15 protein-coding genes are annotated in these 16,203 nt (G+C 68.2%); 11 read left to right on the forward strand and 4 right to left on the reverse strand.

The window, feature by feature from the left end; genetic code table 11:
• Positions 1-4 precede the first annotated feature (4 nt).
• Positions 5-997, reverse strand: a complete 993-nt coding sequence (locus LQZ85_RS11055) for an ABC transporter substrate-binding protein (protein WP_056277055.1) — start codon at positions 995-997, stop codon at positions 5-7.
• 102 nt (positions 998-1,099) lie between these two features.
• Between LQZ85_RS11055 and LQZ85_RS11060 the strand changes: the two genes are divergently transcribed.
• The 3 genes from LQZ85_RS11060 (at position 1,100) to LQZ85_RS11070 (ending at position 2,764) form a co-directional block, all read left to right on the forward strand.
• Positions 1,100-1,867, forward strand: a complete 768-nt coding sequence (locus tag LQZ85_RS11060; protein ID WP_056277052.1) for a siderophore-interacting protein — start codon at positions 1,100-1,102, stop codon at positions 1,865-1,867.
• Positions 1,868-1,900: 33 nt separating this feature from the next.
• Entirely contained in the window at positions 1,901-2,305 is a 405-nt protein-coding gene (locus LQZ85_RS11065; protein ID WP_056277047.1) for a VOC family protein, read from the forward strand.
• A gap of 147 nt (positions 2,306-2,452) precedes the next feature.
• Complete coding sequence (locus tag LQZ85_RS11070; protein ID WP_230100888.1) at positions 2,453-2,764, forward strand: hypothetical protein; 312 nt, start codon at positions 2,453-2,455, stop codon at positions 2,762-2,764.
• 31 nt (positions 2,765-2,795) lie between these two features.
• On the opposite strand, the gene LQZ85_RS11075 is transcribed toward LQZ85_RS11070, so the two are convergent.
• A complete protein-coding gene (locus tag LQZ85_RS11075; RefSeq protein WP_056277045.1) occupies positions 2,796-4,250 on the reverse strand; it encodes an MFS transporter in 1,455 nt (484 codons plus the stop codon).
• Between the two features lie 58 nt (positions 4,251-4,308).
• Entirely contained in the window at positions 4,309-5,652 is a 1,344-nt protein-coding gene (locus tag LQZ85_RS11080) for a M20/M25/M40 family metallo-hydrolase (RefSeq protein ID WP_056277041.1), read from the reverse strand.
• Between the two features lie 88 nt (positions 5,653-5,740).
• Between LQZ85_RS11080 and LQZ85_RS11085 the strand changes: the two genes are divergently transcribed.
• The 4 genes from LQZ85_RS11085 to LQZ85_RS11100 all read left to right on the forward strand — a co-directional run bounded on the left by LQZ85_RS11085 (position 5,741) and on the right by LQZ85_RS11100 (position 8,024).
• Positions 5,741-6,751 (forward strand): FUSC family protein, encoded by a 1,011-nt coding sequence (locus LQZ85_RS11085; RefSeq protein ID WP_056277037.1) that lies wholly within the window; start codon positions 5,741-5,743, stop codon positions 6,749-6,751.
• A 40-nt stretch (positions 6,752-6,791) separates the two neighbouring features.
• The gene (locus LQZ85_RS11090; RefSeq protein ID WP_053098823.1) at positions 6,792-7,190 is read left to right on the forward strand and encodes a DUF1801 domain-containing protein; all 399 of its coding nucleotides are present in this window, start codon (positions 6,792-6,794) and stop codon (positions 7,188-7,190) included.
• Positions 7,191-7,252: 62 nt separating this feature from the next.
• Entirely contained in the window at positions 7,253-7,519 is a 267-nt protein-coding gene (locus LQZ85_RS11095; protein WP_053098822.1) for a thioredoxin family protein, read from the forward strand.
• Positions 7,520-7,613: 94 nt separating this feature from the next.
• Entirely contained in the window at positions 7,614-8,024 is a 411-nt protein-coding gene (locus LQZ85_RS11100) for a VOC family protein (RefSeq protein WP_053098821.1), read from the forward strand.
• 5 nt (positions 8,025-8,029) lie between these two features.
• On the opposite strand, the gene thrC is transcribed toward LQZ85_RS11100, so the two are convergent.
• Positions 8,030-9,433, reverse strand: coding sequence for a threonine synthase (thrC, locus tag LQZ85_RS11105; protein ID WP_056277724.1), 1,404 nt, complete (start codon positions 9,431-9,433; stop codon positions 8,030-8,032).
• A 178-nt stretch (positions 9,434-9,611) separates the two neighbouring features.
• Here thrC and LQZ85_RS11110 point away from each other — a divergent pair, with 178 nt between their 5' ends.
• Genes LQZ85_RS11110 through treZ form a run of 4 tightly spaced genes read left to right on the forward strand, consistent with a single transcriptional unit; the run spans position 9,612 to position 16,202 of the window.
• A complete protein-coding gene (locus LQZ85_RS11110) occupies positions 9,612-9,896 on the forward strand; it encodes a hypothetical protein (RefSeq protein WP_053098820.1) in 285 nt (94 codons plus the stop codon).
• A complete protein-coding gene (gene glgX, locus LQZ85_RS11115) occupies positions 9,893-12,103 on the forward strand; it encodes a glycogen debranching protein GlgX (protein ID WP_056277035.1) in 2,211 nt (736 codons plus the stop codon). The genes LQZ85_RS11110 and glgX overlap by 4 nt, the downstream gene beginning before the upstream one ends.
• On the forward strand, positions 12,100-14,448 hold the full coding sequence (gene treY, locus LQZ85_RS11120; protein ID WP_056277032.1) for a malto-oligosyltrehalose synthase: 2,349 nt from the start codon (positions 12,100-12,102) through the stop codon (positions 14,446-14,448). Before glgX ends, treY begins: the two co-directional genes overlap by 4 nt.
• The gene (gene treZ, locus LQZ85_RS11125) at positions 14,445-16,202 is read left to right on the forward strand and encodes a malto-oligosyltrehalose trehalohydrolase (RefSeq protein WP_056277029.1); all 1,758 of its coding nucleotides are present in this window, start codon (positions 14,445-14,447) and stop codon (positions 16,200-16,202) included. Before treY ends, treZ begins: the two co-directional genes overlap by 4 nt.
• The last annotated feature ends 1 nt before the right edge of the window (position 16,203 follow it).

Genomic DNA, 16,203 nt, shown 5'->3' on the forward strand with positions numbered 1-16,203 from the left:
GGCCCTACTTCTGCGCGGCCTCGAGCGCGTCGGCGAGGTCCTCGAGGAACGTGGTGTACGTCTGGATGCCCTCGTTCAGGTAGGTGTCCGTGGGCATGTAGACGATCTGCTCGTCAGCGACGGCAGTGACGCCGGCGAGCGCCTCCGAGCTCTCGAGGATCTCGGACGCCTGCACGTAGTCGGGGGTCTCGGCGGCGAAGACCGCATCGCGGTCGAGCACGAGAAGCCAGTCGGGGTTGGAGGAGGCGATCGCCTCGACGGAGATGTCGTCGCCCTGGTGGTCGTCGGAGGCGTCATCGACCTCGAGCGCCGGCGTCAGACCGAGGATGTCGTAGATCGGTCCGAGCGAGCGCCCGACGGTCGGCGCGAGGTACCCGATCTCGCCGCCGGAGGTGTTCACCGCCATGACGGTGTCGGCGTCGTCGTATGCGGCCTTGGCCCGCTCGACGGCCGCGTCGAAATCGTCGACGAGCGCCTGCGCCTCGTCCTGCTTGCCGAAGATCTCGCCGAGGACGGTGGTCTGACGCTTGAGCTCCTCGTCGAAGGGCTCGCCCTCGCGCGGCTCGAGGTCGATGATCGTGGCGTCCGGCACGAGCTCCGCGATCGCCTCGTTGTGCTGGGTGAATCGCTGGCCGCTGATGATGAGGTCGGGTTCGACGGCGACGATCGCCTCGAGGTCGGGCTCGCTGTGCAGGCCGATGTCGACGATCGACTCGTCGTCGAGGTACGACACGGTGTCCGGCATGAGCGCGACAGCGCCGGCCGAGAGCTCGACTCCCCAGTCGGAGAGGGTCTGGAACGTGCGGTTGTCCAGTGCGACGACGGATGCAGGGGGCGTGGCGATCTCGTGCGATCCGCTGTTGTCCTCGACGGTGACCGAGTCCGCTGCGGCTGCGGTCCCCTCCGGCTCGGCGTCGGAGCCGGAGGCGCAGCCGGCGAGGGTGAGGAGGCCGACGAGACCGACGCTCGTAGCGGTGAGGATTCTGGGCATGGACATGGAGAGACTCCTGTTCTGCGGTGATGAGTGCGCGGAAACGGCGCGGGAACGGCGGACTTAGGATGCCCTAACTCCACCTCCAAGATAGGTTAGCCTTACTTTATGAGCGATACGAAATCCCGCTTCTCCATCGAGCGCCGCGGCCTCGATCTGCGCTTCCGCACCGTCACGCTGACCGCCCGGGAATGGCTGGCCCCTGGCTACGTGCGTGTCCAGCTCAGTGGCAGTGACCTCGAGGGCTTCGACTCTCCCGGCTCCGACGACCACATGCGCCTCTTCTTCCCGTCCGGTCCCGTGGAGTCCCTCGAGCAGATGCGGGAGGCGCCGAGTCGCGAGTACACACCTCTCGCCTGGGGCGACGACTGGCTCGACGTCGAGTTCGCGGTGCACGGCGACGCAGGGGTCGGCGCCCCGTGGGCCGCGACCGCTCCGCTGGGTGCATCGATCGGAGTCGGTGGCCCCCGCGGTTCGGCCGTGCTCAGCGGAAGCCCCGGATCCTGGCTTCTCGTCGGAGACGAGACCGCCATCCCGGCGATCCGACGCTTCGCCTCGTCGATACCCGCCGGGGTGCCCGCCCGCATCGTGATCGAGACGGCCTCCGTCGGCCGGGAGATCGAGATCGACACCCCGGTCGACGTGGAATGGCTGCACCGTGGCGACGCCGCCGAAGGCTCCGCCCTCATCGCATTCCTCAACCGCCTGACCGCCGACGATTCGGTCGGCGACGACCCGTTCGTGTTCATCGCCGCCGAGCAGTCGGTCGTGAAGCCCGGGCGCGCGCTGCTCAGCCGGTGGGGCGTCGACTCCGCGAACGCGGTGGTCAAGGGCTATTGGAAGCGGGGCGAAGCGGAGTACCACGCTCCGCACTAGTGCGATCCGGGCGCCGACTGGAAGACTGGACGCATGGCTCTTCTGGATCACCTGGGCATCACCGTCAACGAGCTGGAGCGCGGTCGCGCGCAGTTCCATCCCGTGCTGACGGCCCTCGGCTATCAGAGCGGCGGCGAGGACGACCACTCGATCTCGTGGCACAACGGCGACGAGACCGAGATCATCCTGTACGCCTGGGATGAGGAATCCGGGCCCCATCGTCACGGCCGCGTGGGATGGCAGCACATCGCTTTCTCGGTGCCGACGCGAGACGAGGTCGACCGCCTTCACGCCGTCGCGCGCGATGCGGGATGGTCGGCCGTGCGCGAGCCCAAGGAATATCCGCGATACACGGAGCGCTACTACGCCTCGTTCGTGGAGGATGCCGACGGCATCCGTATCGAGTTCATGCACAACCCGCCGCGCGAGTCCGAGTGACGCGCGAGCTCTGCGGCGGGTGAGCCCGGCTCTCCTGCACACCGAGGCCGGAACACGAGTTCCTCCCACTGCTCGGGATGGCGGTATACAGCGACGCCTGTTCCGATTCCTCGTCTGGAACGATGCGAGGATGACACGGTGCACCTCATGAACGACGCTCAGATCTGGACCATGATCGGGTGCTTCACCGCGCTCATGTTCGGCATGCTCACGGTCGTCTCGACGTTGTTCATCCGCGTGGTGCGCACCGAGATCGGCGGGCTGCGCGGGGAGATCGGCGGGCTGCGCGGGGAGATGAACGCACAGATCCGCGGGCTGCGCGGGGAGATGAACGCACAGATCGGCGGACTCCGGGGCGAGATGAACGCCCGCTTCGATGCCGTGAACACGCGGATCGACGGACTCGACCGCGACATGCAGGCCGTCGTCAAGCCCTCATTCGGCCTCGACCGCGACTGACGACTGACACCGGCAGCCGGCCGCCCGCAGCTCAGACCACGGGTGCGGCGACGGCCTCGGCATCTGTGCGGTCGGTGAAGGCCTCTTTCGGAACGAAGACGAGGATCGCGGCGGCGATCAGCGCGGTCACACCGCAGACCACCCACACGGTGATGTACCCGGCGAACGATCCCGCAGTGCCTTCGACCGCCCCGCTCACGCCGTTGAGGAGCGCGATCCCGAAGATGCACGAGGCGATCGCGCCGCCCACGGTCTTGACCGAGTTCGTGAGGCCTGTCGCGACGCCCGTCTGGGTCGCCGGAGCCGCCGATGCCGCAGCCGCGGGAAGGGCGGCCACGAGAGCACCCGAGCCGAGGCCGACGATGACCATGTTGGTCACCACCTGCACGTACGAATCGTGGAACGGAAGGAACAGCAGGAAGCCGATGCCGACGAGCAGAGATGCGCCCATCAGGGTGATCCGCGGAGTCAGCAGACGAGCGATGAGCGGGAACAGCAGGGCTCCCGCGATCATCGCGATCAGGTAGAGCCCGATGATCAGGGACGTCGCGAAACCCGTGGTTCCGAGCCCGTAGCCGTAGACACCGGGGTCGGTGCGGGCGAATGTCGACAGCGGCGCCTGTGCACCCAGCACGCTCACCCCGAAGAGGCCGGCGGTGAGGAAGACCGGGCCGAGTGCCGGCGAGCGGAACATGCGCACGTCGATGAGCGGGTCGTCGCAGCGCAGTTCCCAGAGCACGAACGGGATGACGAGCAGAAGGCCGAGGACGACGACGGCCCAGGACCAGGGGTTGACGAGTCCGCCCTCGAGACGGAGCAGGCTGAGACCCCCGGTGAAGCAGATCAGCGCGAGCGAGATCAGCACGACGCCGACAGTGTCGAAGACACCGCCGGTCGGATCGGGAGACTCCTTCACCCCGAACAGGATCACGAAGAAGCACACGACGATGAGCACGGCGGGGATGAGCAGCACCACCGTCAGGGGCAGGACATCGATCAGGGCTCCGCCCACGAGCGCACCGATGATCGCGCCGCCTTCGAGCGCCGCGACGAGGAGTCCCGCGGCCTTCGCCGTGATCGACGAACGCCCCTCCATGCGACGGGAGCGCGACCAGATGAGCGCGATCTCGAGCGGCAGCCAGACGACGTAGAACCCCATCAGCGTCCAGCCGACCAGGAACACGGGGAACGAATCGGTGAAGGGCAGGACGAGCGCCGCCGCGGCGGTGAGCGCCGTCGAGATGAGCAGCATCCGCCTGTGGCCGACCATGTCGCCGAGCTTCGCGAAAGCGGGCACCACCAGAGCCGACAGCATGAGCTGGGTGCCCTCGAGCCAGTTGACATCGGCGTCGTGGATGCCGAGGTGCCGCGCGATGTCCGTGAGCATGGGCGTGTAGTAGCCCTGCAGCACGCCGCTGGTGAACTCGACGAAGGCGAGGAAGCCGACGACGGTGGCGAGGGTTCCCAGAGTTCGGGTGCGCGTCATCGCGGCTCCTCGATGAAAGGACTGGATCGGGCGCCGAAGCGCCCGCGGAGGGGTGAGATCACCCTAGCCGCTCGAGGAGCGCCCGATGGAACCGCTCCCCCCGCTCGAGCGCGACGATCTCGACGTTCTCATCGACGCCGTGGATCGACGCCCGCTGTGCGTTCGACATCTCGAGCGGCGCGAAGCGGTAGACGGCGGGGGCGAAACGGTGGAAGTGGCGGGAGTCCGTCGCCGCCATCATCACGTACGGCACCGCGGGGACTCCCGGGTGAGAGACGGCGAGAGCGTCGGCGAGCAGCGTGAACTGAGCGTTGTCGGTCGCGGACTCGGGCGACGGCTCGCTCGCCTCCTCGACGGATACGGTGATGAGCGGATCCCGGATGCGCCGACGCACCCGCAGCACCGTCTGCTGCGTCGTCTCACCCAGCGCGATGCGCAGGTTGACCGTCGCCGAGGCCTGCGACGGCAGGACGTTCGCGGCAGTGCCGCCCGACTGCATGGTCGGAGCCACCGTTGTGCGCACGAGTGCTGCAGGCTCGCCGCCGAGCGCGGTGAACAGCCGACCGGTGACCAGCGGGGCGGAGCCGAGCAGCCTGAGCAGATGCCCTGCCGGACCGGGAGTCTGAGCTCCGAGCTGCGACAGCATCCTTCCGATCGCTTTCGACGGACGCGGTCGGAACGTGCGGGGGCCGAGCCGATCGACGGCCCTCGCCACGCGCCGGACCGCTGTGAGAGCGGGCGGTGCCGAGGCGTGACCGCCCTCACCACGCGCCGAGAGCGTGAGCGTCATGACGCCCTTCTCCCCCACGCCGATCATCGCCGCCCGTCCCGGAACGAAGGGCAGCGGCGCATCCACGACGGCGCCGCCCTCGTCCACCACGAGCCACGGGATGATGCCGCGATCGCGCAGGACGCGGGCGATCTCCTCGGCTGCTCGACCGAAGGTCTCCTCATTGCCCCCGAACGACAGGTAGACGTCCCGTGCGGGGGTGAACCCGTCGGCGAGCAGGTTCTCGACCGCCTCGAGCACGACGATCAGCGGACCCTTGTCATCGAGAGCACCACGACCGTAGACGACTCCGTCGGCGATGACGCCCTCGAACGGGGGATGCGTCCATGCGTCGCTCTCGTCGACGGGGACGACGTCATAATGCGCCATCAGCACGACCGGCCCCGCAGCGCCGGCGTCCCTGCCCGTCCAGTGGAAGAGCAGCCCGAAATCGGTGTGCCGTTCGAGTGCGAGACGCTCGTGGACGAGCGGGTAGAGCTGCGCGATCAGAGCGACGAACGACTCGAACGGCTCGGTTCCGCGCTCCTCGACCTCGGCCGACACGGTCGGCAGCTGGATCATCTGCGAAAGCCGTTCGGCGATTCCCGGTCGAGGTTCCGTCACGTCGGCCATCGTATCGCCGGGGACGATTCCCGCCGGCTCGCCGCACTCCGGTCGACGTCCGTCCTGCTCAGCGCCGGCGCCGCGAGACAATGGAGGGATGAGCCTGTTCGCCCTGGCGCCCAAGCGCGGTCCGCGCTGGCATCTCGCCACCCAAGCGGCGCTGGGCATCGCGGTGCCGATAGCGGTCATGACCGTGCTCGGCGAGGCGTCGCTCGGCTACGTCGCGGCCTCGGGCGCGTTCACGGTCCTCTTCGCCGGGACGGCACCGGTGATCGATCGGGCGAGGATCCTGCCGTTCGTCGCCGCGGGCCTCATCGTCAGCGCCGCTCTCGGAGTGGCTGTCTCCGCCAACGCCTGGCTCGTGAGCATCGGCGTCGTGGTGGTCGCGGTCGTCAGCGCTGCCCTGGCGTTCGGGTTCCCGCTCGGCCCGCCCGGACCGCTCTTCTTCGTGCTGGTCTTCGGCCTGTCGGCGCACGTCGTGGCGAGCTCGCCCCTGGCACCGCTGACCTATCTCGGGGCACTCGCGGCCGGCTGCGTGTTCTCCTATCTGGTCGCGATGGCGCCGCTTCTGCGTCCTCGAGCGCGCTCGATCTCCGCTCGGCCGCTGAGCGAGCTGCTCCCGGGCCCCGCATTCACCCCCGATTCGCGCATGCTCGTGGTCCGGGTCGCGATCGTCGCCGTCATCGGCGTCCTGCTGGGACTGGTGATCGACCCCACCCGGACGTACTGGATCGTGGGGTCGGCGGTGGCGGTGATCGGCGTGGCCGCCGCCCGTCGCGCCGCCGTCCAGCGCGGACTCCATCGCATGCTCGGAACCGTGGTCGGGGCCGGCGTGTACGCGCTGCTCGCGCTGCTGCATCCGTCGGGGCTGTGGCTCGCTCTGCTGCTGGGCGCGCTGCAGTTCACGATCGAGCTCGTCGTCGTCAGGCACTACGCTCTCGCGCTCGTCTTCATCACCCCTCTGGTGCTTCTGCTGACGGGCGCAGCGACGGGCGAGATCGGTTCGATGGACGTCGCCGGGGAGAGGATCGTCGACACCCTCGTCGGAGCTGCTCTGGGTGCGATCTCCGGCTTGCTGCATCCGCGCGCGACCACGTCTTCCGTGTGACTCTCTCGACGTCTGCCGTCGCACGCGCCATACTCGCAGCATGACCCGTGCGCCTGAGATCGCCGACTACCACCGCAGGCTCAGCTCGGAGGATCGGCTGATCTGCGACCTCCTCGCGGACGAAATCGACCGAGCACTCCCCGACGCCGCCGCCAAGGTCTGGCACGCGCACCCGGTCTGGTTCCTCGACGGCAATCCGATCGTCGGATACGACCGCTTGAAGGATGCCGTCCGACTGATGTTCTGGAGCGGCCAGTCGTTCGCAGAGCCCGGACTCGTCGCCTCAGGATCCTTCGAGGCCGCCGAGAAGAGATTCACCTCCGCCTCGGAGATCGACACCGACCGGCTCGCCGTCTGGCTGTCGGAGTCGCGGGTCGTGCAATGGGACTACGAGCACATCCGCACGAACCGGGGCCTCGTCAAGCGCACCTCGTTCTGATCGCGGCTCGGGAACACCGCGAGACGGTGCGCGGTTGCACCTCGAGAGCCGAGAGGAGAGCCATGGAACTGACGCTCGTGACCTCCGCGTTCTGCGGAGCGTGCTCGCGCACCCGCTCGGTCGTGGAGGACGCCGTGCGCTACCTTCCCGACGCGACCGTCACCGAGATCGACGTCGCGAGAGAACCGGATGCCGCGGAGGCGCTCGACATCCGCTTCACCCCGACCGTCATCATCCGCGATGATTCGGGCGCAGAAGTGTTCCGCGCCGAAGGTGTGCCGACGGTGCCTCAGGTGCTCACGGCGGCGGTGAAGGCCCTCCCCGCCTGAGCGCGACGTCGCTCTTGCGGATGTCCGACCCCCGGCGCAGAATGAGCCGCAGCGGGACCCACGGCGGCCCCGCCTGACAAGGCTGGGGGCAGTCATGGCCAATCTCAATCCCTATCTCTCGTTCCGCACCGAGGCGCGACAGGCGATGGAGTTCTATCAGGGCGTGCTCGGCGGTGATCTCGAGATCAACGTGTTCGGCGAGTTCCCCGACATGGTCCAGAACCCGGATCAGCACGATCTCGTGATGCATGCGCAGCTCACGACGCCGGACGGCCTGGTGCTCATGGCCTCAGACACCCCCGACGGCATCCCGTTCGAGCCGCCCCAGGGATTCTCGGTCTCACTCAGCGGCAACTCGCAGGAGAAGACGCAACAGGTCTGGGACGCCCTGTCCGACGGTGCGGCGATCACCATGCCGCTCGACACCCCGCCGTGGGGCGGCACGTTCGGAATGCTCGTCGATCGTTTCGGAGTGCCCTGGATGCTGCACGGCGACCCCGAGTGAGTCGCTCAGCGCAGGGCTTCGGCCTCGATGAACGCTCGGAGCTCGTGCTCGTCGTCGGCCATCTCGGTCCTGCGCTGCGGAGCGTCGAGCATCGCGCGCAGCTCTGAGGAGTACTCGAGCTCGACGCCGATCGCCTCGCGGATCGTCTCGGCGAACTTCTGCGGCTTCGCCGTCTCGAGCACCAGCATGGGCACGCCGGGCTCGACGTTCTCGCGAGCGACCTTGACACCGTCGGCGGTGTGCGGGTCGATGATGTCTCCCGTCGCCTCGTAGACGGACCTGATCGTCGCGAGCCTGTCGTCGTGCGTCGAAGTGCCGCTGACGATGCCGAACTCCTCGACGAAACGCGCCAGATCGGAGGTGAAATCGAAGAACCCCTGGGTGTCGAGCTCCTGCCAGGCCTTCACGACGCGGCTCGCGTCACGACCCACGAGTTCGAAGATGAAGCGCTCGAGGTTCGACGCCTTCGAGATGTCCATCGACGGGCTCGAGGTGGCGAGCGTCTGCGCGGCGCTCCGCGGCCGGTAGACGCCGGTGCGGAAGAACTCGTCGAGCACGTTGTTCTCGTTGGCGGCGAGCACGAGGCGACGGATGGGCAGCCCCATCTCCTTCGCGAAGAACCCCGAGAGGATGTTGCCGAAGTTTCCGGACGGCACCGTGAACGACACCTCGGTCCATCCCCCGGCGTCCGTCGCACGCAGCCACGCCCAGAAGTAGTAGACGACCTGGGCGGTGATGCGGGCGAGGTTGATCGAGTTGACCGCACCGAGGTGCTGAGCGCGCTTGAAGTCGAGGTCGCCGGCGAGGGACTTGACGAGGTTCTGGCAATCGTCGAACACGCCGTCGACGACGATGTTGTGGATGTTGTCATCGTCGAGCGAGAACATCTGCGCGCGCTGGAACGCGCTCATGCGCCCCTTCGGGGACAGCATGAACACCGAGATGCGGTCCTTGCCGCGAAGAGCGTGCTCGGCAGCCGAGCCGGTGTCTCCCGAGGTCGCGCCGAGGATGTTCAGGACAGAGCCCTTGCGCTCGAGCGCGTACTCGACGACCTGCCCGAGGAACTGCATGGCCATGTCCTTGAAAGCGAGGGTCGGCCCCTCGGAGAGGCCCACCAGGGTGAGATCGTCGCCGATCGACCGCAGAGGCACGACCTCTTCAGGGAACGGCGCGTAGGCGGCCTCCGTCATGCGGGCGAGATCGGCCCGCGGGATGTCCGTGGCGAAGAGACCGAGCACCTCGGTGGCGAGCTGCGGATACGTCAGGGCACGCCAGCGCTCGAGCGTCTCTCCGTCGACCGTGGGCATCGTCTCGGGGACGGCCAGTCCTCCGTCGGGCGCGAGCCCCTCGAGCAGGGTCTCGCAGTACGGCAGCGGCTGCATGCCGCCTCGGGTGGAGATGTACTGCACGGGAGCTCCTCGGTTCGGGATCGGCACGGGGCTTCCATTGTCGCAGGTGGGCGCGGGGTGATTTCACGATCAGGATGCGCGTCTCACGACATAGCGCGTTCATCGCGCGGAGGCAATGGTGTTCCGCTGTGAACTCGTATCTCTTAGCGTGGACCCCATCAACAGAACAGGAGCCCTCATGACTGCGAAGACCCATACCGCGCATGACCACAAGCCCGCGGACGGCCAGGCTCCCACGACAGCCTCGACGCCGGCCGAACCCCTCTACGAGCGTGTCGACCTCGATCGCTACGTCGTGCTGCACGACGGCCCCGTCGGATACGTCGAGCACGTGCATCCTGTCTTCGTCTGCTACGTCGGCCACCCTTACCCGCACGCCGACGAGATCGCTCAGGTGCATGACTTCCACGACGCGGTGAGGACTGTCCTGCACCGCGCCGTCTCGAAGCGGCGCGCTCAGTGAGCCACGAGGTCTGGCCCGGTTCCCCCTACCCGCTCGGCGCGACCTTCGACGGCCAGGGCACGAACTTCGCCCTGTTCAGCGAGGGCGCCGAGAAGGTCGAACTGTGCCTGTTCGACGACGACGGCAGCGAGGAGCGCGTTCCGCTCGAAGAGGTCGACGCGTTCGTCTGGCACGGCTATCTGCCCTCCGTGCAACCAGGACAGCTCTACGGATACCGCGTGCACGGACCGTACGACCCCGTGCAGGGAAAGCGATTCAACCCGAACAAGCTCCTCCTCGACCCGTACGCGAAATCCGTGGCCGGCCGGGTCGACTGGGGGCAGCCCCTGTTCGGCTACGACTTCGGCGACCCCGATTCCCGCAACGATGAAGACTCCGCCGCGACGATGGTCAAGGGCGTCGTCGTGAACCCGTTCTTCGAGTGGGCGGGCGACCGACTGCCCAAGACCCCTTACGCACAGAGCGTGATCTACGAGGCGCACGTCAAGGGACTGACCCAGCTGCACCCGGACATCCCCGAGGAGCTGCGGGGCACGTATGCGGCCATCGGCCACCCGTCGGTCATCGAGCACCTGGTGCACCTCGGCGTCACCGCGATCGAGCTGATGCCGGTGCATCAGTTCGTCTACGACTCGACCCTCGAGGAGAAGGGCCTCACGAACTACTGGGGCTACAACACGCTCGCCTTCTTCGCGCCGCACAACGACTACTCCTCCAGCGGGCAGCACGGTCAGCAGGTGCAGGAGTTCAAGGCCATGGTGCGCGCACTGCACTCGGCGGGGATCGAGGTCATCCTCGACGTGGTCTACAACCACACCGCCGAGGGCAACCACATGGGGCCGATGCTGTCGATGCGGGGCATCGACAACGAGGCGTACTACCGCCTCGAAGAGGACCGTCGCTACTACACCGACTACACGGGCACGGGCAACAGCCTCAACGCCGGCAACCCGCACGCGCTGCAGCTGATCATGGACTCGCTGCGGTACTGGGTCACGGAGATGCATGTCGACGGCTTCCGCTTCGATCTCGCCTCGACTCTCGCGCGCGAGTTCTACGACGTCGACCGTCTCGCGGCCTTCTTCGAGCTGGTGCAGCAGGATCCGATCGTCTCGCAGGTGAAGCTCATCGCCGAGCCGTGGGATGTGGGCCCCGGCGGATACCAGGTCGGCAACTTCCCTCCGCAGTGGACGGAGTGGAACGGCAAGTACCGCGACACCGTGCGCGACTTCTGGCGCGGTGAGCCGCAGGCGCTCGGCGAGTTCGCATCGCGTCTCACCGGTTCTGCCGACCTGTACGAGCACTCCGGTCGGCGCCCCGTGGCATCGATCAACTTCGTCACCGCTCACGACGGCTTCACGCTGCGCGACCTCGTGTCGTACAACGAGAAGCACAACGAGGCCAACGGCGAGGACAACAACGACGGCGAATCGCACAACCGCTCGAGCAACAACGGCGTCGAGGGGCCCACCGACGACGAGACGATCAATCGCGTCCGCGCCCGACAGCAGCGCAACTTCCTCGCGACACTGCTGCTGTCGCAGGGAGTGCCGATGATCGCGCACGGCGACGAGCTCGGTCGCACCCAGGACGGCAACAACAACGGTTACGCGCAGGACAACGAGCTCACCTGGGTCGATTGGGAGGCGGCGGATCGTCCTCTCGTCGAGTTCACGGCAGCGGTGGCGAGACTGCGCCGCATGCACCCGACGTTCCGCCGCAGCCGGTTCTTCGACGGCCGGCCGGTGCGGTCGGAGGACGGCGAACGAGTGCCGGACGTGGTCTGGCTGCGACCCGACGGCGGCCGGATGGAGCCCGAGGACTGGGATTCCGGATTCGGGCTCGCGATCGGCATGTTCTTGAACGGACAGGGCATCCGCGAGAAGGACCGCCGTGGACAGCCGGTGACGGATCAGAACTTCCTCGTCTACTTCCACAGCGGGACGGAGGCGATCGACGCCGTGCTCCCCGACGAGCGCCACGGGCGTGCGTGGGAGGTCGCCGTCGACACCGCCGGCGACCGCGCCGGAGGCGACGCGATCGAGGCCGGCGCTCCGGTGACCCTCGAAGCCAACTCGATGCTGGTGCTGCGCGAAGTCGATCAGACCGAGGTTCCGACGGACGACTCCGTCGAGGCCTCGCTGCGCATCCAGACCGAGCGCGCCGAAGCCCCGTCACCCGCCCCGACCCCGGAGCTGCCTCGATGACCCACCGCCCGCTCTCGACCTATCGGCTGCAGATCCGAGCGGGTTTCACGCTCGACGACGCGGCATCGATCACGGAGTACCTCACCGAGCTGGGTGCCTCGTGGGCGTACCTCTCACCGCTGCTCGCGGCCGTGCCGGGGTCGGACCACGGCTACGACGTCGTCGATCATTCGCGGGTCGACGATGCCCGCGGTGGCCCCGAGGGGCTCGAGCGCTTCTCCGCCGCGGCCCGCTCAGCGGGGCTCGGGGTCCTCGTCGACATCGTCCCGAACCACGTCGGCGTGGCCGTCCCGCGCGCCAACCTCTGGTGGTGGGATCTGCTGCGGCTCGGGCGCTCATCGCGTCATGCGCTGGCATTCGACATCGACCCGCGACTGTCCGACGGACGGGTGCGACTGCCGATCCTCGGGTCGTCTCTCGCGGAGGTGCTGTCAGCCGATGAGATCGTCGTCGACACGACCCCGGCCGACGATGCCCCCGACGGAACACTGTCGTACTTCGACCACGTGCTTCCCCTGGCACCGGGATCGGGAGAGCTCGCGGACGATCTGCCTGCCCTCCTCGACGCCCAGCACTACGAGCTGCGGTTCTGGGAGGACCAGAACACCGACCTCGACTACCGTCGGTTCTTCGCCGTGTCCGAGCTCGCCGGCATCCGCGTCGAGATCGCGGATGTCTTCGAGGAGTCGCACCGCGAGATCGCCCGGTGGATCACCGACGGTCTGGCCGACGGACTCCGCGTCGACCATCCCGACGGGCTGACGGATCCCGGCGAGTACCTCGAGCGACTCGCCGACATCACCGGCGGCGCGTACACGGTCGTCGAGAAGATCCTCGAACCGGGTGAGCAGCTGCCGTCCTGGTGGCGCACCGACGGCACGACCGGCTACGACGCGATGGGCGAGATAGACCGCGTGCTGATCGACGGCGACGGAGTCGCAGCCCTCGACCTCCTCGACTCGCGGCTGCGGGACGAGACCGGTCTGCCGGCCGCGAAGTCCTGGGCCGACCTGATCCACTCCACGAAGCGGATGATCGCCGACGACCTCCTGCAGTCCGAGGTGCGACGCCTCGTCAGGGCTCTGCCGTTCGGCGTGGTCGGCGCCGAGGACGCGCTCGCCGAGATCGTGGCGAGCTTCCCGGTCTACCGGTCCTACCTCCCGGCGGGACGCGAGCATCTGCAGCACGCGATCGACGACGCCGCACGGCGCCGCCCCGACCTCGCGGGATCGATCGCCGAGCTGACGCCCCTGCTGCTCGACACCTCGCTCGAGGTCTCGCAGCGCTTTCCGCAGGTGACGGGAGCGGTGATGGCCAAGGGCGTGGAGGACACCGCGTTCTACCGCCACACCCGCCTCGGCACCCTCACCGAGGTCGGCGGCGATCCCTCGATCGCCTCCGTCTCGGTCGACGAGTTCCATGACGCCCAGCAGGCGCGGCTCGCGTCGTGGCCGTACTCGCTCACCGCTCTGTCGACCCATGACACCAAGCGATCCGAGGACGTCCGTGCGCGTCTGTCGGTGCTCTCCGAGATTCCGGACCGCTGGGCGCAGGTGCTGACCGAGCTCCGTGCCGTCGCCTCGACAGGACACTGGCCACTCGATTCCCTTCTCTGGCAGGCCGCGGTCGGAGCATGGCCGATCTCGTCGGAGCGCCTGCTCGCCTACGGGCTGAAGGCCGCGCGCGAGGCTGCGGAATCGACCGGATGGCAGCATCCGGATCTCGAGTTCGAGAAGGGCGTCGAAGCGATCGCCGAGGCGGCGAACGGGCGGGCTCGACCGATCCTCGAGGGATTCGTCGGCGAGATCGTCGACTCCGGTCGGGTCAACTCGCTGTCCGCGAAGCTCCTGCAGCTCGCAGCCCCCGGTGTGCCCGACGTCTACCAGGGCACCGAACTGTGGGACCACTCGCTCGTCGACCCCGACAACCGGCGGCCGGTCGATTTCGCAGCGCGTTCGGCGATGCTGGGTCGACTCGATGCCGACGTCTCTCGCGGCATCCTTCCTCCCATCGACGACTCGGGCCTCGCGAAGATGCTCGTCACGTCGCGCACGTTGCGTCTGCGCCGGGACAACCCCGAGCTCTTCTACCGGTATCGCCCGGGCGGTGTCGCCGGTGAGGCGTCGGATCATGTGGTCGCGATGGACCGGGGCGGTGTGCTGGCGGTGGCGTCGCGTCTGCCCGTCGGACTCGAGCGCCGCGGCGGATGGGGCGACACCGTGCTGCTGCGCCGCGAACTGCCGGCGACGGACGCGATCACCGGTCGCCGCTTCGGCCGCGGTCCGATCCGGCTGGCCGACCTGCTCGACACGTATCCGGTCGCGCTGCTGGTGGACGAGCGATGATCTCGGTCTGGGCTCCCCGCGCCGACAGCGTGCGGCTGCGTCGTCTGACACCCGCGTGCACCACGATCTCGGAGCACGACCTCACGTCGGCTGATGACGGTTCGGGATGGTGGAGCACCGATGTGGCGATGTCCGAGGGCGAGCGCTATGGCTTCCTCCTCGGTGACAGCACCGACCTGCGCCCTGATCCGCGGTCGCTGCGGCAGCCGCGGGGCGTGCACGGGCCCTCGGCTCTCTTCGATCCGGCCCGCTTCGAGTGGACCGACGGGGACTGGCGCGGTGCGCCGCTCGACGGTGGCGTGATCTACGAGCTGCACGTCGGGACATTCACACCGGACGGCACGCTCGACGCGCTCATCGGGCATCTCGATCACCTCGTCGAACTCGGCATCACGCATGTCGAGCTGCTCCCGGTCAACGCGTTCAGCGGCGACTGGAACTGGGGTTACGACGGCGTGCTCTGGTACGCCGTGCATGAGGGGTACGGCGGACCCGCCGCATACCAGCGGTTCGTCGACGCCGCCCACTCACGCGGCATCGCGGTGATCCAGGACGTCGTCTACAACCACCTCGGACCCAGCGGCAACTACCTGCCCGAGTTCGGTCCGTATCTGCGCGAGGGCCGGCACACGGCGTGGGGCGACTCGGTGAACCTCGACGAGCCGGCCGTGCGCGAGTACATCATCGAGAACGCGCTGATGTGGCTCCGTGACTTCCACGTCGACGGGCTGCGGCTCGACGCCGTGCACGCACTGCACGACGAGAGCACCCCGCACCTCCTGCACGAGCTGTCCGAGCGCGTAGATGCGCTCGCTCGCGAGGTCGATCGCCCGCTGAGCCTGATCGCCGAGTCGGATCTGAACGACCCGGTCATGGTCCTCTCCCACGAGGAGGGAGGGAACGGCCTCACCGCGCAGTGGTCAGACGACTGGCATCACGCGGTGCACGTCGCGCTCACCGGCGAGACCGACGGGTACTACGCCGACTTCGCCGCGCCGGACGCGCTGGCGAAGGTCACTCAGACCGGGTTCTTCCACGACGGGACGTACTCGTCGTTCCGCGGGCGCACGCACGGCGCGCCGCTGCCGCCGAGCGTCCCTGCCTGGCGACTGGTCACATTCGCGCAGGACCACGACCAGATCGGCAACCGTGCAGCGGGAGATCGGCTGACCGCTTCGCTCTCCTCCGATCGACTCGCCGTCGCCGCGGTTCTCACTCTGACCGCACCGGGCACCCCCATGCTGTTCATGGGTGAGGAGTGGGCTGCGTCCACCCCGTGGCAGTTCTTCACCTCGCACAAGGAACCGGAGCTCGCGAAAGCCACCGCGGAGGGGCGGATCGCGGAGTTCGCGCGCATGGGGTGGGACCCGGCCGCCGTGCCCGACCCACAGGACCCGGCTACGTTCGAGCGATCGCGGCTGGACTGGAGCGAGCTCGCATCGGCATCGCACGCCCGCATCTTCGATCTGTATCGACGCCTGATCGCCCTGCGGCGCGAGGTGCCCGAGTTGACCGATCCCGAGATGTCGCACAACCACGTCATCGTGTCGAAGACGGAGGGCGCACCGGAGAACCGGGCCTACCGGATCGAACGAGGCGAGGTGTCGGTGCTCGTGAATCTCGCCGAGCAGGAGGTGGAGTTCGATCTCGCCCCCGACTCGCGGATACTGCTGGAGACGGCGCCCGTTCGGACGATCGCGCGGACCGTCGTGCTCGCACCCGAGTCCGCGGCGATCGTCGCACCTGCGCGCTGAT

It is taken from the genome of Microbacterium sp. Bi98 (assembly GCF_918698045.1).
Taxonomy (GTDB): domain Bacteria; phylum Actinomycetota; class Actinomycetes; order Actinomycetales; family Microbacteriaceae; genus Microbacterium.

Excerpts from the sequence above, each read along its gene's own strand:
- LQZ85_RS11055 (WP_056277055.1), bottom strand. The coding sequence starts at position 997 with ATGTCCATGCCCAGAATCCTCACCGCTACGAGCGTCGGTCTCGTCGGC.
- LQZ85_RS11060 (WP_056277052.1), top strand. The coding sequence starts at position 1,100 with ATGAGCGATACGAAATCCCGCTTCTCCATCGAGCGCCGCGGCCTCGAT.
- LQZ85_RS11065 (WP_056277047.1), top strand. The coding sequence starts at position 1,901 with ATGGCTCTTCTGGATCACCTGGGCATCACCGTCAACGAGCTGGAGCGC.
- LQZ85_RS11070 (WP_230100888.1), top strand. The coding sequence starts at position 2,453 with ATGAACGACGCTCAGATCTGGACCATGATCGGGTGCTTCACCGCGCTC.
- LQZ85_RS11075 (WP_056277045.1), bottom strand. The coding sequence starts at position 4,250 with ATGACGCGCACCCGAACTCTGGGAACCCTCGCCACCGTCGTCGGCTTC.
- LQZ85_RS11080 (WP_056277041.1), bottom strand. The coding sequence starts at position 5,652 with ATGGCCGACGTGACGGAACCTCGACCGGGAATCGCCGAACGGCTTTCG.
- LQZ85_RS11085 (WP_056277037.1), top strand. The coding sequence starts at position 5,741 with ATGAGCCTGTTCGCCCTGGCGCCCAAGCGCGGTCCGCGCTGGCATCTC.
- LQZ85_RS11090 (WP_053098823.1), top strand. The coding sequence starts at position 6,792 with ATGACCCGTGCGCCTGAGATCGCCGACTACCACCGCAGGCTCAGCTCG.
- LQZ85_RS11095 (WP_053098822.1), top strand. The coding sequence starts at position 7,253 with ATGGAACTGACGCTCGTGACCTCCGCGTTCTGCGGAGCGTGCTCGCGC.
- LQZ85_RS11100 (WP_053098821.1), top strand. The coding sequence starts at position 7,614 with ATGGCCAATCTCAATCCCTATCTCTCGTTCCGCACCGAGGCGCGACAG.
- LQZ85_RS11110 (WP_053098820.1), top strand. The coding sequence starts at position 9,612 with ATGACTGCGAAGACCCATACCGCGCATGACCACAAGCCCGCGGACGGC.
- treY (WP_056277032.1), top strand. The coding sequence starts at position 12,100 with ATGACCCACCGCCCGCTCTCGACCTATCGGCTGCAGATCCGAGCGGGT.
- treZ (WP_056277029.1), top strand. The coding sequence starts at position 14,445 with ATGATCTCGGTCTGGGCTCCCCGCGCCGACAGCGTGCGGCTGCGTCGT.